Genomic DNA, 22,691 nt, shown 5'->3' with positions numbered 1-22,691 from the left:
TCAGGGCGTCAGCGGAAGCTCGAACCAGACGGCCTTGCCGTCCGCGGTCGGCCGGGCACCCCACCGGGTGGCGAGCTGGTCGACGAGGTACAGGCCGCGGCCGCCCTCGTCGGTCTCGCCGGCGCTGCGGATGCGCGGCAGCCGCATGTCGGAGTCGAACACCTCGACCCAGATGGCGTCGGCGCCGCGCCGGAGGCGGAGGCGGAACTCCTTGGTCGGCGGTTCGCGGCGGCCGAGGTCGGCGCCGAGGTTCCAGTCGTCCTCGGCGAACGCGCCGCCGTCGAACGGTTCGCCGTCGAGCGAACCGGTGTCGTACGCACCCGTGTCGTAGGAGCCCGTGTCGTACGCGCCGGCGCCGAACTCGGTGTTGAACTGGACGGGCGGCGGTGCGCCGAGCGGCTCGCCGCCGCGCCCGGGAGGCCCGGCCGTCACCGGGACGCCCACCTCGCGGCGCGGGGTGGGCGTGGCCGTGGCGTGCAGGACGACGTTCGTGACGACCTCGGAGACCAGCAGGCACGCCAGCTCGGACTGCTCGTCCAGCATCCCCCAGGACGCGAACGTGTCGGCGGCCATCCGGCGGGCCTCCGACACCATGATCGGCTGGGCGGTGAAGGTGCGTTCCTCGACGGCCAGCTCGTCGCCGGCGGTGCGGATCACGACGATCGCCACGTCGTCGTCGATGTCGCCGGGCACCGCCTCGTAGGCGGCGTTGGCGACCGCCTCGACGCCGCCGCGGGAGGCCTCGGCGACGGCGGCGCGGACCAGCTCCCGCGACTCCTCCCGGGTGTAGTACTCGCCGTCGTCCTTGGGGCGCCGGTCGATGAGGCCGTCGGTGTACAGGACGAGGGTGGAGCCCGGTTTCAGCTCGCTCGTCTCCTCGTTGAAGAGGATCTCGCCGCCCATGCCGGGGGCGCGGAGGCCGAGCATGCCGCCTTCGCTCTCGAACGGCAGCTCGCCGACCTGGCCGTCCACGATCAGCATCGGCGGGTCGTGGCCCGCGTTGGCGAACTCCAGCACCCGCGACCACGCGTCGTAGACGAAGTAGGTGCACGAGACGAGCGGCGGGCGGACGAGGTCGTCGCTGTTCCAGCCGGAGCGCATCCGCTCGGGCCGGGTCATCGTGCGGACCCACTCGTCCAGCTTGCGCAGTATGTCGGCGGGCGGCTTGTCGTCCTGGGCGAAGGCGCGCAGCGCGGCGCGGAGCTGCCCCATCACCGCGGCGGCGCGGGCGCCGCGGCCCTCGACGTCGCCGATGACGAGGCCGACGCGGCCCGCCGACAGCGGTATCACGTCGTACCAGTCGCCGCCGACCTGCGTCTGGATGCCGTGCCCGTGCGCTTCCAGCGGGCGGGCCGGCTCGTACCGCCAGGCGATCTGCAGGCCGTCCAGCGGGGGCGGCCGGTCGCCGGGCAGCAGATGCTTCTGGAACGCCAGCGCGGTGTCGCGCTCCTCCTCGAACAGCAGCGCGTTGTCCACGGCGAGCGCGACGCGGCTCGCGATCGCGCCCATCAGGTCGCGGTCGAAGCCGTCGTAGTGCGGGTCGGGCCGCTTGGTCAGGTTCGACAGCGCCAGGCTCATCACGCCGAGCATCTCGCCGCGCACCAGCAGCGGCGCCGAGATCACCGAGGTGATGCCCATCTCGTCGCCGAGCCGCTTGGACGACTCGGTCGGCGCGGCGAACCGGTGCTGGATCATGTCCTCGACGAGGACGGCGTCGCGGCGGCTCATCGCCTTCTCGCTGAAGTGCCCCGGCGGGTAGGAGACGGGCTCGCCGACCTCGGCCCAGGTGCCGGGGGGCGGCTCCCAGCCGCCCGCGTGCCGCGACACCCGCCGGTACAGCCGGTCGCCGCTGTACAGGTCGATGAAGCAGTGGTCGGCGAACTGCGGGACGAGCGTGTCGGCGACGCGCCGCAGCGTGCTCTCCAGCTCCAGGGACCCGGCGAGCCGCTCGCCGATGCGTTCCATCAGGCCGTAGCGGTCCTGCTCGCGCTGGTTGGAGCGCAGCGCCTCACGCGCGAAGATGACGACGCCGTCGACGGCGCCGGACGGGTGACGCAGCGGCACGGCGTGCGCGCGGGTGTAGACGGTGGTGCCGTCGGCGCGCAGGTTGCAGAACGTGCCCTCCCACACACCGCCCTTGAGGACGTGCTTGGCCAGCTCGGTGGCCTGCTCGTGGTCCTCCTCGGCGATTCCCAGGGACAGGACGGAGTGACCGATGATCTCGTCGCCGCCGAACCCGAACAGCTGCCGGGCGAAGGCGTTGCCGTAGATGACGTTGCTGAAGCGGTCGCAGACGATGACCGCCATCTCCATCTGGTTCAGGACGGTCTCGGGCGGCAGATACGCCTCGTCAGGCGCTTCCCCCCAGTGGCTCATCTCCCCATCCCGATACCAGTCGCGGTCCCCGCCCGGGCCGCCGCCCGGATGATCACCGGGCGTCGCGGCACGAACGTCGCACGTGTTCGTCTCGTCGTATTGAACGACGAACCCGCCGCCTGGATACGCCCGAAAGGCGCGATGCCACGGAGATCTTCGGTATAGACCGTCGAGACGAAGCCGCGATCGCCGCCGACACGCATGCCCGCCGAGTCAGCGCCTGCTGACGAACACGTGCTCGGCGATGTCGCGCGGCAGTTCCGTCGCGGGACTGTCGGCCTCGTCCTCACTGATCACCCGCACCCCGTCATCGGTCGCCCGAAGAGTCACCTCTCGTCCCGGTTGTATCCCTATCTGCTTGAGTCTAAGCATCAGGTCGCTGTCGCTTTGCACCTGCTCGCTGATCCGCCGGATCACGGCGCCGGCGCCGCCGGGGCTGGCCACCGCGGTCATCACCGACAACGGCGCGGTGTCGGCGTCGACGCCGGTGGCGCCCAGTTCGCCGAGGCCGGGGATCGGGTTGCCGTGCGGGCAGGTGGTCGGGTTGTCCAGCAGCGCGACCAGGCGGCGTTCGACGTCCTCCGACATCACGTGCTCCCACCGGCATGCCTCGATGTGGACGTCCTCCCAGGGCAGTCCGATCACGTTGACCAGCAGGCATTCGGCGAGGCGGTGCTTGCGCATGACGCGTGTCGCGAGACCGCGACCGTTTTCGGTCAGCTCGAGGTGCCGATCTCCCTCGACCCGCAGCAGCCCGTCGCGCTCCATCCGCGCGACCGTCTGGCTCACCGTCGGGCCGCTCTGGGAGAGCCGCTCGGCGATGCGCGCGCGGAGGGGAATGATCCCCTCCTCTTCGAGCTCGAAAACCGTCCGGAGGTACATCTCCGTGGTATCGATCAGGCCGTGTGAGGTCACAGCTCCCTCCAGTCTTATGGGCACGAGTCTACTTGCTCGGACCCCGCACCGCCGGGCCCCGCGAATATCCTCGTCAAGCCGGGTACGAGGGAACGCAAGATGAACGCGAAACCTTCCCCTGACGCGGAACCGTTCCTGCCCCAGACGCCCGAGGAGCGGGCCGACCTGGACGCGCTGCGCCGCGCGGCGGCCGGCTGCCGCGGCTGCGGCCTGTACGAGAACGCCACCCAGACCGTCTTCGGCGATGGATCGCCGGGCGGGCGGGTGATGTTCGTGGGCGAGCAGCCCGGCGACCAGGAGGACCGCAAGGGCCTCCCGTTCGTCGGCCCCGCCGGACGCGTCCTCGACCGGGCGCTGGTGGAGGCCGGGATCGAACGCGGCGACGTCTACGTCACCAACGCCGTCAAGCACTTCAAGTTCAAGCGGCAGGAGGGCGGCAAACGGCGCATCCACGAACCGCCGAACGCGGGTGAGATGCGCGCGTGCCGTCCCTGGCTGCTGGCGGAGCTGCGGCTCCTGGACCCGGACGTGGTCGTCGTGCTCGGCGCGACGGCCGGCAAGGCCCTGTTCGGCTCCTCGTTCCGCGTGACCAAGCAGCGCGGCCGCCTGCTCCCGCTGCCCGACCTGGAGACGATCGGCACCCCCGCGGCCGGACGGGAGATCGGCGAGGCGCCGCCGGAACGGGCCGGCGCGCGGATCGTCGCGACGATCCACCCGTCCGCCGTCCTGCGCGCCGAAGACCGCGACGCGATGTACGAGGGCCTGGTGGACGACCTCAAGGTCGCCGCCTCGGCGCTCGGCTGACATCGGCTCAGGGTTTCACGGGCACGGTCCCGGCGGTGCGGGTGTCGTAGCGGAGCAGCGCGGGCACGGCGAACGCCGCGACGATCACCAGGGCCGCGCAGGCGAGGCCGCCGCCCACCCAGGACGCGGTCGCGCCCGCGACGCTCGCCGTCGCGCCCGCGCGGACGTCCCCGAGCCGCGGCCCGCCCGCGACGACGACGGTGAACACGCCCTGGAGGCGGCCGCGCATCTCGTCCGGCGCGTACGTCTGGAGCATCGACTGGCGGAAGACGGCCGACACCAGGTCCGCCGCGCCGCCGACGGCCAGCAGCACCACAACGAGCCACAACCGCCCGGACAGCCCGGCGGCGGCGACCGCGAGGCCCCAGATCACGATGGACACGACGAGAGCGATGCCCTGGCGGTGCACCCGCCCGATCCAGCCGGACATCAGCCCGCCGAGGAACGCGCCGATCGCGATCGCGGCGAACAGGTACCCGACGGCGCCGTCGCCGCCGAACCGGGTCTCGGCCACCTCGGGGAACAGCGCGCGGGGCATCGCGACGGCCATCGCGATGATGTCCACGACGAACGACATCAGCAGCACCGGCTGCGTGGCCAGGTACCGGAGCCCGTCGATCACCGACCGCAGGCCGGGCGAGCCGGTGATCTCACCGAGCGGGGGGATGGAGGGGAGCCGGAGCGCCGCGTAGAGGGCGACGCTGAACAGCACGGCGTCGAGCGCGTAGGCCGCCGCGTAGTTCCAGCGGGCCAGCAGTACCCCGGCGAACAGCGGCCCGGCCAGCATCCCGAACTGGCTGGCGGTGAAGGTGAGGGTGTTGGCCGCCGGGACGAGCGGCCGGTCGACCAGCCGGGGGATGATCGCGCTTCGGGTCGGCGAGGCCACCGCGAACCCGATGGCCTGGACCGCGACGACCGCCATGATGAGGGTGAGGCTCCCGACGCCGAGCAGCGCCTGGGCCAGCAGCAGCAGGGTCGCCACCCACATGATGCAGGACGAGACGAACAGCAGCTTCCGCCGGTCCATGTGGTCGGCCACCGCCCCGCCCCACAACCCGAACACGATCAGCGGGACGAGGTTGACGAAGCCGAGCACACCGACCCAGAACGACGACCTGGTCATGTCGTACACCTGGACGGGGACGGCCACGGCGGTGACCTGGAACCCGACGAACGACACGCCCTGCCCCAGCCACAGCCGCCGGAACGCGGGCAGGGCGAGCGGCCGGGTGTCGATCGCCAGCCGGCGCAGCCTGCTCCCCCGCGCCGTCTTGCGGGCCTTGCCGTCCTTCAGGGGTTCCTCCGGGACCGGGGCGGGGCCGAGTCCGCGTCCGCAGAGGGCTCAGGGGCTCGGAGGCGTCAGCGGCGCCGGCGGGGATGGCTGCTGTCGCGATGTCACGGAGACAGTCTCTCCATCACCCAGTCCCCGGAATCGTCCGGGGTGGAGCGACGATAGCGGATTCGATCATGGAGCCGGTCACGGCGGCCCTGCCAGAACTCGATCGACTCCGGGACGAGCCGGAAGCCGCCCCAGAAGTCCGGCAGCGGGACGACATCGGCGTCGTCCGCGTCCGGCGCCCCGGGAGGACGCCCCGAGGCGGGATCCGGCCAGCGTTCGGCCAGCTCGGCGTAGCGCCGCTCCAGCACGTCCCGTCCGGGGATGACGCCCGACTGCCGCTCACTCGCCCACGCGCCGAGCCGCGACCCGTGCGGGCGCGTCCGGAAATAGGCGGCGGACTCGTCCCGCGACAGTTCCACCACCGGACCGGCGACGCGCACCTGCCGGTGCATCGCGTGCCAGGGGAAAACGAGCGCCGCGCGGGGGTTCTCCGCAAGGTCGCGCCCCTTGTGGGACGTCAGGTTCGTGAAGAAACGGAAGCCCTGCGGCCCGTACCCCTTCAGCAGGACGGTCCGGGCGCTCGGCACCCCGTCCCCGGACGCCGTGGCCAGGACCATCGCGTTCGGTTCGGTGAGCCCGAAGGTGTGCACATCGGCGAACCACGCGGCGAACAGCGCGAGCGGGTCGGCGGGGAGCGACGGTTCCGCCAATTCGCCCCCTTCGTAGGATCTTCGGAGCCGTGCGGGATCGGGCGTTGGGAAATCCACAGCGTCAGAGCCTCTCACCTGGGTCTTGTGCAACTCACATGGCCCCTGGGTACTGGCAAGTAAGGCGGACAGGGTTCAATGGCACGGCACCGCCTTATCACTCTTGGGGACGAAAGGCAGGACGACATGTCCGACTTCAAACCTGGTCTCGAGGGGGTCGTGGCCTTCGAGACCGAGATCGCCGAACCGGACAAGGAGGGCGGCGCCCTCCGCTACCGGGGCGTCGACATCGAGGATCTCGTCGGCCGCGTCTCCTTCGGCGACGCCTGGGGCCTGCTGGTGGACGACAGCTTCGACCCGGGACTCGCCCCGGCCGACCCGCACGTCCTGCCGGTCACCTCCGGCGACGTCCGGGTGGACGTGCAGAGCGCGCTCCCCACCCTCGCCCCCGCGTACGGGATGCGTCCCCTGCTCGACATCACCGACGAGGAGGCCCGCGCCGACCTCGCCCGGGTGTCGGTGACGGCGCTGTCGTTCGTCGCCCAGTCCGCGCGCGGCATCGGCGTCCCGATGGTCCCGCAGGACAAGATCGACGCCGCGAGGACGATCACCGAGCGGTTCATGGTCCGCTGGCGCGGTGAGCCCGACCCCAAGCACGTCCGGGCCATCGACGCGTACTGGGTCTCCGCCGCCGAGCACGGCATGAACGCCTCCACCTTCACCGCGCGGGTGATCGCCTCCACCGGCGCCGACGTGGCGGCCAGCGTGTCCGGCGCGATCGGCGCCATGTCCGGCCCGCTGCACGGCGGCGCCCCCGCCCGGGTGCTGCCGATGATCGAGAAGGTGGAGCAGCTCGGCGACGCCCGCAAGGTCGTCGCCGACATCCTCGACTCCGGCGACCGGCTGATGGGCTTCGGGCACCGCGTCTACCGCGCCGAGGACCCGCGCGCCCGGGTGCTGCGCCGCACCGCCAGGGAACTGGACGCGCCGCGCTACGAGGCCGCGAAGGCCCTGGAGGACGCCGCCCTCGCCGAGCTGCGCGAGCGCCGCCCGGACCGCCCGATCGAGACGAACGTGGAGTTCTGGGCCGCGGTCATCCTGGACTTCGCCGAGGTCCCGACCGCGATGATGCCCGCGATGTTCACCTGCGGCCGTACCGCCGGATGGGCCGCGCACATCCTGGAGCAGAAGCGCACCGGCCGCCTCGTCCGGCCGAGCGCCAAGTACACCGGCCCCGGAACCCGCGACATCAACGACGTCACCGGAGCGGCGGAGGTCCTCAAGCGCTGAGTTCCCTGTTCATTGCAGTGCCCTTGGCGGTCGTGTCGTCGGCCCCCGGCCTGGGGGCCCTCCTTCGGCGGGCACTGCGGTGCGATCGCTGCATCGCTCCGGCTCGCCCTGCGGCTCGCTGCGCGATCGCGACTGTTCAAGTCGTTGTGTGGCTGGAGTGGTGGCGGTCGAGGTCATCGTTCATTGGGGCGCGCTTTCGGTCTCGTCGCCGGGCGGACAGGCGGCCTCGGCCTGTCCGCCCGCGACGAGGCGGCCGCACACCTGCTCGACCTCCGTCGTCCCGTCCGGGTTGATCGTCGCGAGGATCACCGGCTTGCCGAGCACCCGGTGGCCGGTACTGCGGGAACTGAACCGGATGACGCCGCTCGCCCCGTTGCGCAGGACGTCGTGGTCCGGATCGTTCAGCGCCGCGAACACCGACCCCGCCGACGGCAGCGCCTTCTCCTGCCAGTACACCTTGCTCGCCACGGTCGCGACGAGGGTGGCCGCGTCGTAGGCGACGGCGGCGCGGGTGATGGACGGCCGCTGACCCTCGATGTTCTCGTCCGTCATCTCGCGAACGGCGGGGTCGTAGTCCGAGTAGAACGTCTGCGGCGCCTGATCGCCGATCCACCGCCACGTCCACGCCTCCCGCGCGGCCAGCGGCGTGAAGTACAGGTCGAAGGTGTTCTTGCGGCCGATCTCGGCGGCATTGTCGCTGACGTACTTGGCGATCTCGTCGTCGGCCATGACCAGCGGCCGCTTCGGGCAGGACAGCTCCATCACGTTGATGAACGAGCGGAACTCGTCCGACCTGCCAGCGTAGTAGAACATGTCGGGCTGGTCCCGGCACGCCTCTCGCACTGACCTGTCGAGCTCGCCGGGGTCCTTGTACGGCCGCATGCGCACCTCGCCGGGCCCGTACTCCTTCTGAAAGGCGGCCGCGAGGTCCTCGCTGTACAGATCGTCGGGGTCATCGTTGTAGACGACGACCGCGTCCTTCACCTTCGTGCCGCCGATGTGCCCGTTGCGCGCCCAGTAGGCGGCGTGCCGGGCGGTCCGCGAGTTCGGGGACGCCAGCCGGAAGTAGTACGGCGAGTAGCCCGCGTCGCCGTCGAGCAGGGCCGTCCCCTCATAGCTGTTGGCCGTGCCGACCAGCGGCAGCGCCGACTTGGCCAGCAGCTTGATCGCCTCCTGCGTCTGCCGGCGGCTCTGCTCGAAGCCGACCACCGCGACGATGGAGCGGTCCTCCAGCGCCCGCTCGCGGATCTGCTCGGCGACGTGCACGGCGTAGCGGAACCTGGCGCCCGCGTTGGCGATCAGCACCCGCAGCCGCAGGTCGTCGCCCTCGGCGGCGTCGTTGAACCGCTTCTGCGCGATCGCCAGCCCGATCAGCTCGCCCTGGACCCCGGCGAGCAGGTCGATCCGGTGATTCTTGATCGACGGGTCGGCGGTCACCGGGCCGAGGTAGACGACCGTCGCGTACGGCTTGCCGGACTCCTCGACGTGGTCGTTCAGGGCCTCGATCCGGTCGAGCACCCGGTTCAGCCGGTTGTCGTTGTTCCGGCCGCCGGAGTCCTCGCCGAAGCGGAACGACCCGTCGGTGATGCCGACGCATTCGCCGTTCGCCATCCGCGCGATGCCGGTGGGCGAGCAGTACCTCACCACCTGGACGGAGATCACCGTGATGGACGCCGCCGCGACCGCGACCATCGCGATCCACGGCAGCGCGGGATGGGCGATCCGGGGGCGGCGCCGCACGGACCGGACGGACGGCAGGTCGCCGCCCGGGTCGCGGGTGATGTCGACGCGCAGCTCCCGGCGCGAGCCGAGGGCGCCGACGCGCCGCTGCTCGCGCGTGTAACGGTCCCACAGGCCGCGCGCGGCGACGACGCTCTGCGGCTCGCCCGACGACACGTCCACGCGCACCGCCTGCGCGAGCCGGTCGACGAGCCTCGGGCCGGACGGGGCGGACGGGTCGTCATCGGCGGGCGCGGTCGGGTCGACGCCGGCCGTGACGATGAGCGGGTCGAAGCCGGGAAGCCGGTCGTCGGCCTGGCCGTCGGCGCGGACCCGCTCGGCCAGTTCCACGAACGTCACACCGGGATGCCCGGCCGACAGATGCTCGAAGATCAGCACCGGGTAGCGGACCCGCGCCCACGCGGCCCGCCGGTAGTCGCGGCGGTAGTTGCGGCGCAGGTCCTCCAGGAACGCGGCGACGAGCAGCAGGTCGAGCTGCTCGCCGTGGTCGTCCGGCTCGACCGGGCGCGGGTCGAACACGCCGAGCGCGAACCCGAGGAACCCGGTGGAGTCGCGGTCCACGTAGGGCTGGCGGAGAAACCATCCGAAGCGCCGCACCCCGTACCAGCCGCGCGTCCTGGCGAGGATCTGCACGGTCACGAACGCCAGCCCGATGACGGCGGCGAGCACGGCCGCTGCGAGGTCGAGGGCCGCCGCCGTCCCGGCGCTGATCAGCGCTACGACCGCGATCCCGATCGGGGCGATCTGCTCCAGGAACGCCAGGAACGTCGCGGGCCGGCCGCGCGGCGACTCGAGGTCGCGGAGGACGTCCCGTCCGCGCCTGCGGATCACCCGGTTCAGCTCGCGGCGGCGGGCGTTCTCGTTGTCCCCGATGGGCGGATGCGTCAGCCGCCGTACGAGCTGGTGGTTCTCCCGTTCGGCGGGCGAGGCGCCGCGCGGCGGCGGGCGGTCCCCGGCCAGCCTGATCTCCCGCAGGTCACGCAGCCACAGCGCCATCTCCAGCAGCGGGAACCGCAGCGGCGGCTCGCCCCTGGCGCGGCTGCTGGGCTGCGACAGCTCCCGCTTCGCCTCCCGCAGGACGCCCGCGACACCGGTGGCGGGCGTGTCGGCGGCGATGTGCGACACCGGGGCCCGCTCGTCCTCGCACCGGCTCTTGAGCATCTCCGCGGCATGGGAGGTGGCGCGGCCGGGGCCGAGCAGCAGGAGCAGGGGTCGCAGCCGTTCCCGCCACCGCCACGGCGGCCGCTCCCGCAGCCGTTCGTACAGGTCGAGCACTCCGCGCAGCCGATCCTCGCTCAGGATCCGGTCGCCGTCGCCCGCCATGCGCCACGCCTCGCTTCCCCGCTCGCCTCTCTTCTGCCGTCCCCCCGGCTCGCCCTCCGGCCCTCTTCGGAGTTGGACGCGGCGGACCGTGGAAAGGATCGAAACTTTTCCATGAGCATGCGGCCGAACATGAAACTCGTCCACCTTTGCCATCATTGGGGCATGAGCGATGACCGTGCCGGTGCGAACGACGAGCCGCTCGACGGTGACATCGGCCCCGCGTCCGGCGCCTCCGCGTCCGGCGCCTCCGGGTCCGGCACGACGGGGTCCGGTACCACGGGGTCCGGTACCACGGGGTCCGGTGCACCGGAGGCCGACGCGGCCGAGGAGCTGCGGCGGTACGAGGCTGAGCGCGAGGAGCGCCGGCGCCGCACCAACGCCGTGTCGGGACGGATCGCCGTCATGGCCGCCGCCGTGTTCCTGGCGTTCCTGACCTACGACTCGGTACGCACGGCCGTGGCGGCGCATTCGAAGGGCGACGACTGGATCTACCCGCCCGCGGTCATCGCCGGGGTCTGCGCGATCGCGCTGTCGACCCTGCTTATCTGGGCCGCACGGCGTGTGAAGTAGCCTTTTCGAGTGACCGACAGCGCGAATCCAACCATTGACATACCCGCCGATCTGAAGCCCGCCGACGGCCGTTTCGGGTGCGGCCCGTCGAAGGTGCGCCCCGAGCAGCTCGCGGCGCTCGCCGAGTCCGGCTCGACGTACATGGGGACCTCGCACCGGCAGAAGCCCGTCAAGTCCCTGGTCGGGCGGGTCCGTGAGGGTCTGGCCCAGCTGTTCTCGCTACCCGGGGGATACGAGGTGCTGCTCGGCAACGGCGGCACCACCGCGTTCTGGGACGCCGCCGCGTTCGGCCTCGTCCGGCAGCGGTCGCAGCATCTGACGTTCGGCGAGTTCTCCAGCAAGTTCGCCAAGGTCACCACGAGCGCGCCGTGGCTGGGAGACCCGACCGTCATCACCGGCCCGCCCGGAACGCACCCGGAGGCATCGGCCGAGGAGGACGTCGACGTCTACGCCCTCACCCACAACGAGACCTCGACCGGCGTCGCGATGCCGATCAGGCGCCCGGCCGGCACGACCGCACGCGAGGGTCTCGTGCTGGTGGACGCGACCTCGGGCGCGGGCGGCCTGCCCGTCGACGTGGCCGAGACCGACGTCTACTACTTCGCGCCGCAGAAGTGCTTCGCGGCGGACGGCGGGCTGTGGCTGGCGCTCGCGTCCCCGGCGGCGCTGGAGCGGATCGACGAGATCGCCATGTCCGACCGGTACGTCCCGGAGTTCCTCAACCTGAAGACGGCCGTGGACAACTCCGCCAAGGACCAGACCTACAACACCCCCGCCGTGGCAACGCTGCTGCTGCTGGCCGAGCAGATCGAGTGGATGAACGGCCAGGGCGGCCTGGAGTGGACGACGTCCCGTACGGCCGACTCGTCCCGGCGGCTCTACACGTGGGCGGAGAAGACGTCGTACACGACGCCGTTCGTCGTCGACCCGGCGCAGCGTTCGCAGGTGGTCGGCACGGTCGACTTCAACGACGACGTGGACGCGGCGGCCGTGGCCAAGGTGCTGCGCGCCAACGGGATCGTGGACACCGAGCCGTACCGGAAGCTGGGCCGCAACCAGCTGCGCATCGGCATGTTCCCGGCCATCGACCCCGAGGACGTGGAGGCCCTGACCACGTGCATCGACTACGTGGTCGAGCGTCTCTAGAAGGCCGGAGGCCGGCGAACGGAAGAACCCCCGGGGGCGCCACGCCGCGTCCCCGAGGGCCCGTCTCAGGCGACGGCCGGCAGGCCGCCGGTGCCGCCCGGCCGCTCCAGAACGCGGTGGCGCAGCCCGGCGCGGTCGCATTCCTCGTCGGCGAGGGTGAAGCCCGTCCAGACGCGGTCGTCCATGTCGGTGTTCCGGGCCGTCGGCTGGAAGCCGGCCGTCGCGAGCACGTCGGGCAGGTCACGGCGTCCGGGACGCGGCTCCATGCCGACCTTCAGGTAGGTGCCCTCGCGGAGCATGACGACGGTCGCGAACTCCACCCGCGTGTGCTTCTCCGCGTCGCGGAACCAGCGCGGGTTGGACGCCCAGTAGATGTTCTGCTCGGTGTCGACGGCCACGGTCAGGGGGCTCAGCGCGGCGCGGGCCAGATGCACCTCGGTCGGACGGTCGCGGTGGACCCAGGCCAGCGCGGCCCGGCCGACCACCGATTCGAGCACCTGCGTCACCTCGGACGTGTCCGCGCAGCCGGCGAGGAGCTGGAAGACGGGTTCGCTGTCGGTCGTCCCGGACGCGGGCGGCAGCGCGAAACGCGACCGCAGGTCACCGGCGTCGATGTCGCCGTTGTGCGTGGCCACCACCCCGGTGGCGGGGCCGCCCGTGCCGGGGACGGTCATCGGGCTGGCGTTGTGCGGCTCGACGGGCGAGCCCTGCGTCGCCCAGCGGGTGTGCCCGAGGGCGACCGGCGCGCGGTCGAGTTCGAGGATCAGGTCCGGCCGCCAGATCCCGGAGAAGCGGCCGCGGCCCTTCAGCACCCGGCAGCCGTCACCGCCGGTTCCCGGCCCGCCGAGGCCCGGCCAGGCGCCGAGGAGCGCCAGCCCCGCCGAGTCCGTGCCGCGTTCCTCAGCGAGCATGCCCAGCGTGACGAACACGTCCGACGCCGGCCCGGCGTCGGCGGCGAACGGTGAACGCACCATCCCGAACAATCCACACATGCTGGATGAGATGCAGTTCATGGGCGGGCGGTTCGAGTCCTCCGCGCGGACGAATAGGCTCAGGGTGTGAACCGCGCGCCCCGATGGCTGCTTCCCGCCGTGCTGACCGCGCTCGTACTGGCCGTGGTCGTCGGTGCGATGCTGAACTGACCGCGGTGCGGGCCGGACCGGCGATGCCGGGCGACGATGCCGCACCGGCGGCGCGGGTCATATGATCGACGGGGCGCGGAACGGGGATGATCAGGTCATGTCAGAGCGTCCGTCCCCGTGCCGTCGCGCGGCCCGCGCCGGCGCCGCGCTCGGCCTCGCCGCCGCGTTCGTGGGCCTGCCGTCGCCGGCGGTGTCCGCGGCACCGGCCGGCCCCGCCCAGCGGACGGCGCCCGACGGGGACGACCGGGTCCTCTTCAAGATCAAAGATGAGCGGATCACCGAGTCGAGCGGGCTCGCGGCCAGCCGCCGGCACCGGGGCGTCATCTACACCCACAACGACTCCGGCGGCGTCCCGACGATCTACGCGCTCGGCATGGACGGACGCGTCAAGGCCACGCTGACGGTCGGCGGCGCGGACGCCCGCGACTGGGAGGGCATGGCGGTCGGCAAGGACGGGCGCGGCCGTCCGGCGATCTTCGTCGCGGACATCGGCGACAATCTCGGCGGCGCATGGCCGTATGTGACCGTGTACCGGATCCCGGAGCCGGCCCGGCTGCGCAGCCGGACGCTGCGCGCCACCACGTTCAAGATCAAATACGAGGACGGGCCGCGCAACGCCGAGACGTTCATGATCAACCCGCGGACCAACCGGATCTACATCGCCAGCAAGCTGTTCGGCGGCAAGGTGTACGAGGGCCCGGCGAAGCTGCGGACGAGCGGGTTCAACACGATGCGCGAGGTCGCCGACGCCCCGGCCATGGCGACCGACGGCGCGTTCGCCCCCGACGGGAGCACCTGCGTCATCCGGACCTACTTCGGCGCCCGCCTCTACTCGGTGAAGCCGGACGGCAGCCCCGGCAAGTCGCTGAAGTCGATCGACCTGCCCGTGCAGGGCCAGGGCGAGTCGGTGACCTACGCGCCCGACGGCAGGTCCATCCTGGCGGGGTCCGAAGGGACGAACCAGCCCGTCTACCAGGTCCCGCTGCCGGAGGAGGCGCTGCCGTCGCCGTCCCCCACGCCGAAGGACGCGGAGACGACGGGCGACGCCGAGGAGGGGCAGAGGGACGCCTCCGGCCCGAGGGTGGGGCTGTTCCTCGCGCTCGCCATCGCCGGAGCCGTCGGCTATGGGCTGATACGGAGACGCGGGGGGTCGTCGGGAGGCAAGTGACGTGAGCGATGGGCCGACCTGACCCGCACGATGGAAGTCGGTTTCGCTGGGCGACCGGATGCTGGAAGGAGGCGACGGTCCCACGGGGACCCGTGTGAGGATGCGGACTGTGGAGCATGAGCTGGTGGGCCTCGCGGGTCCTGGTGGCAGGTGGCGCCCCGTCGCCGCGGGCCCGTTCGCTCTCCTGGCGGTGGCGCTGGCGCTGCTGCCGATCCGCCCGGTGTGGCTGTGGGCGGCGCTGATCGGTGTCGTCGCGGCCGTCCCGTGGATGCTCGGCGCGGCCCCGGAGGCGCGCCGGAGGCGTCCCCGGCCGTTCTGGCGGCTGTCCGCGGCCGGCCTCGAACGGATCGGCCCGGACGGCCTGAGCATGGTCTCCTATGAGCGGTCCCGGATCGACGCCCTGGCCATCACGACCGGCGACGGCGTACTGACGGTGTTCCACCGGTTCGGACGTACCGCGGTGGGCGGGATGACCGCGATGGGCCTGGAACCGCTCGCCGTGTTCGTGACGGCACGCAGGCTCGGGTTCCCCATGCACGTCCTGGACGGAGAGTCCACCGATCTGCTCGATCCTGCGCTCGACGAGGCCCTGCGCATCCCGGGGCTGGACGACGACCTTCCAGGGGGAAGCGCTCTGCCACGCGACCACGCGGCGGAGAAGCGCCTCCTGGACCAGGAGGCGGCACTCCTGGCCGCGGCCCACGAGCCGGCCCTTCAGGCGTCCCTTGAGCCGCCCGGCGAGCCCGTCATCGAAGGCCGGCGCACACGCGGCGGGAACAAGGCGGGCACCAGGGGCCGGACGAACGGGCAGCGCCTGGACACGCCGGAGCCGCTGCCGAGCCGACGCCGGATCGCGCTCCTCGGCGCGCTGATCGCCCTGCTCGGCGCCGTCATGATCGTCCGGATCGCGGTGGACGGGACCGGCGAGTTCGGTGCCCGTCTCGCCGCCGGCTGCTGGACGCTCGCCGCGATCGCGGGCGTCCTCGCGGCCCGCCGCCGGCTGCTGCGGGCCGTCCAGGTCAGGTGGACGATCACCGCGGAGCGGCTGCTGGTGCGGGCCCTGCCCGGCCGCCGCCGCGAGGCCCAGAACCTGCCGGCCGGGGACGTCGCCGCGGTCGTCGTCGGCCCGGGCCTGCGCCTCGACCCGGTGAGCGGTGAGCCGCGCCGCGCCGACCTCGCCGCGCTCGCGTTCGGGCACCGGCTGGAACTCGTCGCCCGGCTGCCCGCGCACGGCCTGGACGGTTTCCAGCTCGCGCACGCCCTCGACGACCACGGCTACCGCGTGATCACGCCGGGGGCGCGGGCGCCGCGCCGTCCCGAGTACGGGCTGGAGGGGCTGCCGGAGATCTTCGCGCAGGTGCCGGGCGGCCGGCTCGTCGTCGCCGACGGCGGGCTCGGCTGGGCGGACGCCGCCGGCGACGTCGTGCTGAAGATGCCCGAGGACCGCATCGGCGGCATCGAACTGCTGACCATCGCGGGGCACGCGTGGGTCCGGCTGTACGACACCGACGGCGACGAGTTCTTCGCCGCGCCGCTGTCGGCGCTGCGGATCTCCCGCACCGACCTGCGCGACTCGGCCCGCCGCGCCGGGCTGCCGGTGAACGACGCCGAGTACGACGCGTACCTGAGCGCCGCTTTCCACTCGGCCGTGTCCACGCTCGCCGTCCCCGAACCCGGGACCGAACCGGAACCGGAACCGGCGACCGCCGCTCTGCCGTCGCAGAGCGCCGGGAAGGAGGGCACGGCTCCCCAGCCGGACCGCGCCGACGACAACGACTTCACGATCTCCGTCTCCGCACCGCCCAGCCCTGCCACCGCGCCGGGCGCGCTGCTGGACGCGACCCGGCGTTCCCGTGTCGGCACGTACGGGATGAGCGTGCTGCTGTGCGAGGCGGTGGCGCTGCTGGGTGCGGTCTGGCTCGGCCCAGAGCTGGGCGGGTTCAACGCCACGGCGAGCTGGTCCGTCCCCGCCGGGCTCGTCATCGGGCTCGTCGGCTACTGGCTCTACGACCGCAACCGCTCGCAGCTTCGCGTGTCGTCCGCGGGGCTCGCGGTCGTCACCAGACGCGGCAAGGTCGAATGGGACCTGGCCCGGGAGCGCATCGGCGGCGTCGGCATCGACGAGGCGCGCGAGCGGATGCCGCGGCTGGTGGTGTGGGGGCCGTCGGGGCGGGTGCTGCGCCAGGTCACTTTCCCGCCGGACCTGGACGAATTGCGCCGCGCCTGCGAACGCTACGGCGTGCCCTGGGGGCCGCCCGACGCCGACCGTCCCGCGCCTCCGCCACCCGAGCTCTGACGCAGCGACCACGTTTTCAGCGACTCGTACCTCACCTGGCTGTAGTCCTTGCCGGGCAGGTGGCTGCGCATCAGATGGACGGAGTCGGCCGTCCACGAGGCGCTCGCGAACGCCGACAGCGCCTCCAGGAGGGGCCGCACGTCCACCGGCTTCCGGGACCGCGCCAACGTGAGATGGGGGCGGAACGTGCGGTGCTTGTCGGGCATCGTCCCGACGCGGCGCCCTGCGGCCGTGGTCGACGCCGCCAGCCGCACGGCCCGGCGCCGGTCGCCGAACAGGCCCGTCCAGAGGACGCGCGCGTGCGTTCCGCCGCCGGGGAAGGCGCCCGCGCCCGCCAGCGACAGCGACATCCGCTCATGCCGGCCGACGGCGCGCTCAAGCCTCGGGAGCAGCCGGTCCAGGGTGCGGTCGTCCACCTCGCCGAGGAACGTCAGCGTGACGTGCAGCAGTTCGCGCCGGACCCATCTCAGCTCGGGCACCGCGCCGGCGTGCGGCGCGATGGCCTCCTCAAGCTCGTCCAGGATGTCCGGTGGCGGGACGAGCGCCACAAAAAGCCTCATGGGAGCGTCCGAGGGGCCACCCGGCCAGCATTTCAGCAGATGGCACCCGTTGTCACGCCGATCGGCCGCCGCGCCGCCGCGCCGCCGCCGTCCCACCGGGCATTCGTCACCTTTCGGCGGTGCGGCGGCGCCGGATCCGGGCGAGCGCCGGGCGGATCGACCCGCGTGCGGCCAGCAGGCCGACGGCGAGCGCGGCGAGCGCGGAGATCAGGCCGCCCAGGACGAGGGCCGTCCGGGCGCCGAAATGCTCGGCCAGCCAGCCGATCGTGGGCGCCCCCACCGGGTTCGTCCCGAGGAACACGAACATGTAGAGGCCCATCACCCGGCCGCGCATCTCGGGCGCGACGCTGAGCTGGAGGGTCGCGTTGGCCGCCGTCGTGATCGTCATCATCACGATGCCGGTCGGGACCAGCAGCACCAGGAACGACCAGTACGTCGGCATCAGGCCGGTGACGATCTCCAGCGCACCGAACAGCACGCCCATCCCCACCAGGAGCCGCAGCCGCGGCCTGGCCACCCGCCGCGCGGCCAGCAGCGCGCCGCTGAGCGCGCCGAGCGCGAGCATGCTGGACGCGAGGCCGAACGCCGACGCGCCGGTGTTGAAGACCTCCTTGGCGATCAGCGCCACCGTGGTGGAGAAGTTCATCCCGAACATGGCGATGAACCCGACGAAGATCAGGACCAGCCTCAGGTCGCGGCGTCCGCGCACGTAGCGCAGGCCCTCGCGGAGCTGCCCCTTGGCGCGCTTCACCGGGGCCGCCGGGTACAGCTCGCCGGACCGCATCGCGTAGAGGCCGAACAGGACGGCGCCGAACGACGCCGCGTTCACCAGGAACACCGGCCCGGTGCCGATCATCGCGATCAGCACGCCCGCGACGGCGGGGCCGAGCAGGCGGGCGCCGTTGAAGGTGGCGCTGTTCAGCGCGATCGCGTTCGGCAGGTCGTGCCTGCCGACCATCTCGACCACGAACGACTGCCGGGTCGGGTTGTCGACGACGGTCGCGAGCCCGAGCCCGAATGCCAGCACGTACACGTGCCACACCTGCGCAGCGCCGGTCACCGCGAGCAAGCCGAGGATGAGCGCGAGCACGCCCATCGACACCTGCGTGAGCACCAGGACGCGGCGCTTGGGGTAGCGGTCGGCGATGACGCCGCCCCACAGCCCGAACAGCAGCATCGGCAGGAACTGCAGGCCGGTGGTGATGCCGAGCGCGACGCCGCTGCCGTGCGCGAGTTCGAGGACGAGCCAGTCCTGCGCGACCCGCTGCATCCACGTCCCGGTGTTGGACACGACCTGGCCCGCGGCGAACAGCCGGTAGTTGCGGTTGCGCAGGGAACGGAACATGCCCCCGGACCGCGGCTCCTCGGCCTCGTCCGGTTCACCTTCGTCCTGGGCGTTCTGTGCGTTCTGTGCGCCGGGTTCTTCCGGCTCGTCGTCGGCGGCGGTGTCGGCCGTTTCGAGCGTTCCGTTCTTCTTCACGGCCGGGGCCGCGACCGGTTCGCCCGAGTCCGGGGACGGTCCGGCGGCATCGGCGTGGCCGGCCGGGCGGGCGGTGGAGTGGGGGTGACCCGCAGAGCGCGCGGCCGGGCGGCGCGCCGCCGCCGTGGACGCGATGGAGAGGGCGGCCGCGCGGACGGTGCGCACGGGCCGTCGCCCGTGGGCGCCGCGCATCGCGTTCCCCTCGGATTCATCGGGTCCATCGTTAGCAGGAGTCATTAACAGTGCTAACGATAATTGCCCGGTCACCATTCCGGCAAACCGCGGCCCCGTGACCGGTCCGGCGCGACCGGTCCGGCGCGACCGGCACCGCGCGACCGGCACCGCGCGACCGGCACCGCGCCGCCGGAGTCAGGAGCGGCTGAGCTTGTCGATGATCGGAGCGGCCAGCCGGAGGACCTCCCGCTCGTCGTCGGTCAGCTCGCCGAGCCTCCTGGCCAGCCACGCCTCCTTGCGGCGCCGCTCGTCGGCCAGCAGCGCGGCGCCCTCCTCCGTCGCGTTCAGCACCACCTGGCGCCCGTCCGTCGGATGGGGACGGCGCGCGACGAGCCCCCGCTCCTCCAGGTAGGCGATCACGCGGGTCATCGACGGCGGCTGCACCTTCTCGTGGTCGGCCAGCTCACGCGGCGTCATCGACCCGTGCCGCTCGATCGCGGCGAGCGCGGCGAACTGGGTGAGCGACAGCGGGCTCAGCGTGTTGTCGCCGGCCGCCGGGGGCCGCAGCGTTCGCAGCCTGCGCGAGAGCCGCGCGATCGAGATGCGCAGCTCTTCGGCGAGCCCCGGCGCGGACGACGCGCGTCCTCGGGTCGGTGGCGTTGTCATCGTCATTGGTCTCCCGTGCTGCCCATGCTGCCACGCCGCGCCCTGACACCGTCCGGGGCACCGCCCTCGCGCCCGTTCGCCCCTGAAGGCCCGGTGCCCTCGCGCCGCCGGATGGAAGAACCTACCGAACGGCGCGGAGCCGCCGCACTCGGGCACGTCCGGGCCGTGACGGTGACGACCTCGACGGCGAGCCGCCCGGCCGGCGCCGTCAGGAGCTCGTGAGGATGACGAGCCGCTGGGTCGCCCGGGTCATCGCGACGTAGCGGTCGACCGCCCCCTCGATGCCCTCGCCGAACCCCTCCGGGTCGATGAGGACGACCAGGTCGAACTCCAGCCCCTTCGCCAGCTCCGGGGGCAGCGACCGGACGCGCGACGTCGCCCGGAACGTCGGATCGCCGATGACGCAGGCGATCCCGTCGGCATTCTCGGCGAGCCATGTGTCGAGGATCGAACCCAGATCCGAGGCGGGTCCGTGGACGACGGGCATGTCGCCGCTGCGGATGGAGGTCGGTACGTTGGCGTCCGGGAGCACGGCCCGGATGACCGGCTCGGCCTCCGCCATGACCTCTTCCGGCGTCCGGTAGTTGATGCTCAGGGAGGCCAGGTCGATCCGGTCGAGCCCGATCCGCTCGAGCCGCTCCCGCCACGACTCGGTGAACCCGTGCCTGGCCTGGGCACGGTCACCGACGATGGTGAAGCTCCGGGACGGGCAGCGCAGCAGCAGCATCTGCCACTCCGCGTCGGTGAGTTCCTGCGCCTCGTCCACGACGATGTGGGCGAACGGGCCGGCGAGCACGTCCGGGTCGGTGCCGGGCAGTGCGGTCTCGTCGACCAGGGTGTTCTGTGCGTCCTGTACGCGCAGCATCGTCACCAGGCCTTCACCGTCGTCACCGTCGGCGCCGGAGACGGCCGCGGCCTCGATCAGGTTGTCGACGACCTGCCCCATGCGCTCGCGCTGGACGGCGATGGCGGCCTCGTGCCGGCGCTTGCGCCGTGACGCCCCCGGGTCGCCGAGCCGCTGCCGTGCCGCGTCCAGGAGCGGCAGGTCGGACACCGTCCAAGCCTGGGCGTCCTCGCGCTGCAGTGCCCGAACCTCTTCGGGCTCGAGCCAGGGAGCGCACAGCCGCAGGTATGCGGGAACCGACCACAGGTCTCCGACGAGGTCGGTCGCTTCGAGCAGCGGCCACGCCCTGTAGAGGGTCGTGAGCAGCTCCCTGTTCTGCTGCAGCGACTTCCGGACCAGATCAGCCGAGACGTCGCCGTCGTGCTTGTCCACCAGGATCGTGAGCAGTTCCTCCCAAATCTGGTCGCGCGCCTCGTTGTGCGGAGTACCGGGTTCCGCCGCTCGGAACGCCTCCGCCCAGTCGTCGGCGCTCAACCAGACGTCAGACCAGGGGGTCGTGACCGTCATCCCCTTGGTGGGCGGCTTCTCGTAGAACCTGACGGCCGGCTCGATCGCCTTCACCAGGCCTGCGGACGACTTCAGCAGAGCCACGTCCGGGTCGCTCTCGGCCGCTGCCGCGGCTCCCTCGGGGACGAGGTCCCGCAGGGTGCACGTCTGCACGCCCTCCTCACCGAGGCTGGGGAGGACGTCGGCGACGTAGCCCAGGTAAGGCTGGTGCGGACCGACGAACAGCACGCCGCCCCGGCGGTGACCGAGGCGAGGGTCGGAGTACAGGAGGTAGGCGGAGCGGTGCAGAGCCACGACGGTCTTCCCCGTGCCCGGACCGCCGTCGACGACGAGAGCGCCGCGGGATCCCGCGCGGATGATGGCGTCCTGGTCGGCCTGGATGGTGCCGAGCACGTCCCGCATCCGGGCCGACCGGTGGCTGCCCAGGCTGGCGATGAAGGCGGACTGGTCGTCGAGCGCGGCGTGCCCCTCGAACCCTTCCGCGGTGAACACCTCGTCCCAGTAGTCGCTGATCCGGCCGCGGGTCCAGCGATACCTGCGGCGGCTCGCCAGACCCATCGGGTTGGCGTGGGTCGCTCCGAAGAACGGCTCGGCCGCGGGGGAACGCCAGTCGACCAGCAGCCGGCGGCCCGCGCCGTCCTTGAGGCCGAGTCGTCCGACGTACACCGGCTCGCCGTCGTCCGCGCCGACGATGTGCCCGAGGCACAGGTCCAGACCGAAGCGGCGCAGGGTACGCAGGCGAGCGGTCAGCCGGTGGATCTCCATGTCCCGTTCCAACGCCTTCTGGCCCGAGCCGCCGGGCGCCCTGCGCTCGGCGTCGAGGCGGTCGGACAGGTCGGCGATCGACTGCTCAAGGCTCTCCGCGATGGCCGCGAAGTGCTGCTCGTCGGCGGCGATCAGCGCCGGGTCGGCCTTCGGGGCGAGGTGGTCGGGAAGGTCGAACGCGCTGGTGATCAGCGGATTCACGTCATCAGCTCCGATACGGGTTTCGCGGCCGGCTCTGCCGTGAGTGAGAAAGAGGAGTCGCTGCAAGCCTTGCGCGCGGCAAGGCGTCTGGATCGGTGGCGTCTGGATGGGTGTGACGAACCTGGCGGCCATGACGGGCAACGCTCTGAGGTGCTCGACGGCGGGTCAGGTTTTGGCCTCGGCCGACGATTCTGCGGCACGACCGGGGTCTTGCCGCAAGCCCCCGGGTGCGCTATACGTTGAGAGTGGAGAGGAGTGCGTATCCCTCCTTCTCCTCCTTTGCGCCCGTGCCGCGTAGCCTGAACACATGACGCGACCACGCCGCCCGGATCCGCCGCCGATGCCTACCAACGACGTACGGATCGCGGCCGCGGGCACCGCCGCTTGGGCGGTGGCGCTCGTGGTTCTGCTCATCGTCGGGCTGCCGTCCGACGACCGCTGGTGGCTGTGGGTGTGCGTCGCGGGCATCGTGATCGGCCTGTTCGCCATCTGGTACGTCCCCAGGCTCCAGCGCGGCCGCGCCCGCCAGGAGGCCGCGCGCGCCGCGGAACGCGAGCGCAATACCCCCTCCGAGCGTGAGACCCCCTCCGAGCGTGAGACGGCCGACTAGGGTTCCAG

The 22,691-nt window shown here is 72.3% G+C and carries 17 protein-coding genes; 7 read left to right on the top strand and 10 right to left on the bottom strand.

The features are described from left to right. Together ACTWPP_RS24735 and ACTWPP_RS24730 are read right to left on the bottom strand one after the other, a co-directional pair. Positions 1 to 2,376, bottom strand: a complete 2,376-nt coding sequence (locus ACTWPP_RS24735; RefSeq protein ID WP_443106729.1) for a SpoIIE family protein phosphatase — start codon at positions 2,374 to 2,376, stop codon at positions 1 to 3. Positions 2,377 to 2,589: 213 nt separating this feature from the next. Then, positions 2,590 to 3,291, bottom strand: a complete 702-nt coding sequence (locus ACTWPP_RS24730; RefSeq protein WP_443106728.1) for a metal-dependent transcriptional regulator — start codon at positions 3,289 to 3,291, stop codon at positions 2,590 to 2,592. A 99-nt stretch (positions 3,292 to 3,390) separates the two neighbouring features. Here ACTWPP_RS24730 and ACTWPP_RS24725 point away from each other — a divergent pair, with 99 nt between their 5' ends. Next, positions 3,391 to 4,095: a UdgX family uracil-DNA binding protein gene (locus ACTWPP_RS24725; RefSeq protein ID WP_443106727.1), complete on the top strand. Its 705-nt coding sequence runs from the start codon at positions 3,391 to 3,393 to the stop codon at positions 4,093 to 4,095. Positions 4,096 to 4,102: 7 nt separating this feature from the next. Here ACTWPP_RS24725 and ACTWPP_RS24720 read toward each other — a convergent pair whose 3' ends face one another. Both ACTWPP_RS24720 and pdxH read right to left on the bottom strand, forming a co-directional pair. Continuing rightward, positions 4,103 to 5,311: an MFS transporter gene (locus ACTWPP_RS24720; RefSeq protein ID WP_443106991.1), complete on the bottom strand. Its 1,209-nt coding sequence runs from the start codon at positions 5,309 to 5,311 to the stop codon at positions 4,103 to 4,105. Between the two features lie 179 nt (positions 5,312 to 5,490). Further along, entirely contained in the window at positions 5,491 to 6,201 is a 711-nt protein-coding gene (gene pdxH, locus ACTWPP_RS24715) for a pyridoxamine 5'-phosphate oxidase (protein WP_443106726.1), read from the bottom strand. Between the two features lie 126 nt (positions 6,202 to 6,327). On the opposite strand from pdxH, the gene ACTWPP_RS24710 reads away from it, so the two are divergent. Next, positions 6,328 to 7,431, top strand: a complete 1,104-nt coding sequence (locus ACTWPP_RS24710; protein ID WP_443106725.1) for a citrate synthase 2 — start codon at positions 6,328 to 6,330, stop codon at positions 7,429 to 7,431. A gap of 180 nt (positions 7,432 to 7,611) precedes the next feature. Here ACTWPP_RS24710 and ACTWPP_RS24705 read toward each other — a convergent pair whose 3' ends face one another. Next, entirely contained in the window at positions 7,612 to 10,494 is a 2,883-nt protein-coding gene (locus ACTWPP_RS24705; protein WP_443106724.1) for an ABC transporter substrate-binding protein, read from the bottom strand. Positions 10,495 to 10,656: 162 nt separating this feature from the next. On the opposite strand from ACTWPP_RS24705, the gene ACTWPP_RS24700 reads away from it, so the two are divergent. Further along, positions 10,657 to 11,064, top strand: coding sequence for a hypothetical protein (locus ACTWPP_RS24700; protein ID WP_443106723.1), 408 nt, complete (start codon positions 10,657 to 10,659; stop codon positions 11,062 to 11,064). Positions 11,065 to 11,073: 9 nt separating this feature from the next. Next, on the top strand, positions 11,074 to 12,210 hold the full coding sequence (gene serC / locus ACTWPP_RS24695; RefSeq protein WP_443106722.1) for a phosphoserine transaminase: 1,137 nt from the start codon (positions 11,074 to 11,076) through the stop codon (positions 12,208 to 12,210). 65 nt (positions 12,211 to 12,275) lie between these two features. Here the strand turns inward: serC and ACTWPP_RS24690 are convergent, their stop codons facing one another. Then, complete coding sequence (locus tag ACTWPP_RS24690) at positions 12,276 to 13,184, bottom strand: class II glutamine amidotransferase (RefSeq protein ID WP_443106721.1); 909 nt, start codon at positions 13,182 to 13,184, stop codon at positions 12,276 to 12,278. A gap of 265 nt (positions 13,185 to 13,449) precedes the next feature. Here ACTWPP_RS24690 and ACTWPP_RS24685 point away from each other — a divergent pair, with 265 nt between their 5' ends. Further along, a complete protein-coding gene (locus ACTWPP_RS24685) occupies positions 13,450 to 14,520 on the top strand; it encodes a hypothetical protein (protein ID WP_443106720.1) in 1,071 nt (356 codons plus the stop codon). A 109-nt stretch (positions 14,521 to 14,629) separates the two neighbouring features. Beyond that, positions 14,630 to 16,816 (top strand): hypothetical protein, encoded by a 2,187-nt coding sequence (locus ACTWPP_RS24680; protein ID WP_443106719.1) that lies wholly within the window; start codon positions 14,630 to 14,632, stop codon positions 16,814 to 16,816. Here ACTWPP_RS24680 and thpR read toward each other — a convergent pair. The 4 genes from thpR to helR all read right to left on the bottom strand — a co-directional run bounded on the left by thpR (position 16,753) and on the right by helR (position 22,073). Continuing rightward, positions 16,753 to 17,376, bottom strand: a complete 624-nt coding sequence (gene thpR / locus ACTWPP_RS24675) for an RNA 2',3'-cyclic phosphodiesterase (protein WP_443106718.1) — start codon at positions 17,374 to 17,376, stop codon at positions 16,753 to 16,755. The two genes, ACTWPP_RS24680 and thpR, sit on opposite strands and share 64 nt — an antisense overlap. 106 nt (positions 17,377 to 17,482) lie before the next feature. Continuing rightward, the gene (locus ACTWPP_RS24670; RefSeq protein WP_443106990.1) at positions 17,483 to 18,721 is read right to left on the bottom strand and encodes an MFS transporter; all 1,239 of its coding nucleotides are present in this window, start codon (positions 18,719 to 18,721) and stop codon (positions 17,483 to 17,485) included. Positions 18,722 to 19,225: 504 nt separating this feature from the next. Further along, positions 19,226 to 19,696: a MarR family transcriptional regulator gene (locus tag ACTWPP_RS24665; protein WP_443106989.1), complete on the bottom strand. Its 471-nt coding sequence runs from the start codon at positions 19,694 to 19,696 to the stop codon at positions 19,226 to 19,228. A 208-nt stretch (positions 19,697 to 19,904) separates the two neighbouring features. Beyond that, positions 19,905 to 22,073 carry an RNA polymerase recycling motor ATPase HelR gene (gene helR / locus ACTWPP_RS24660; RefSeq protein WP_443106717.1) on the bottom strand — a complete coding sequence of 723 codons (2,169 nt, stop codon included), beginning with the start codon at positions 22,071 to 22,073 and terminating at the stop codon, positions 19,905 to 19,907. A 307-nt stretch (positions 22,074 to 22,380) separates the two neighbouring features. Here helR and ACTWPP_RS24655 point away from each other — a divergent pair, with 307 nt between their 5' ends. Continuing rightward, positions 22,381 to 22,683, top strand: coding sequence for a DUF2530 domain-containing protein (locus ACTWPP_RS24655; RefSeq protein ID WP_443106716.1), 303 nt, complete (start codon positions 22,381 to 22,383; stop codon positions 22,681 to 22,683). Positions 22,684 to 22,691 lie beyond the last annotated feature (8 nt).

The sequence above is a fragment of the Actinomadura sp. 3N407 genome, from assembly GCF_052245875.1.
GTDB lineage: Bacteria > Actinomycetota > Actinomycetes > Streptosporangiales > Streptosporangiaceae > Spirillospora.
This window is presented reverse-complemented; position numbering and strand designations above follow the sequence as displayed.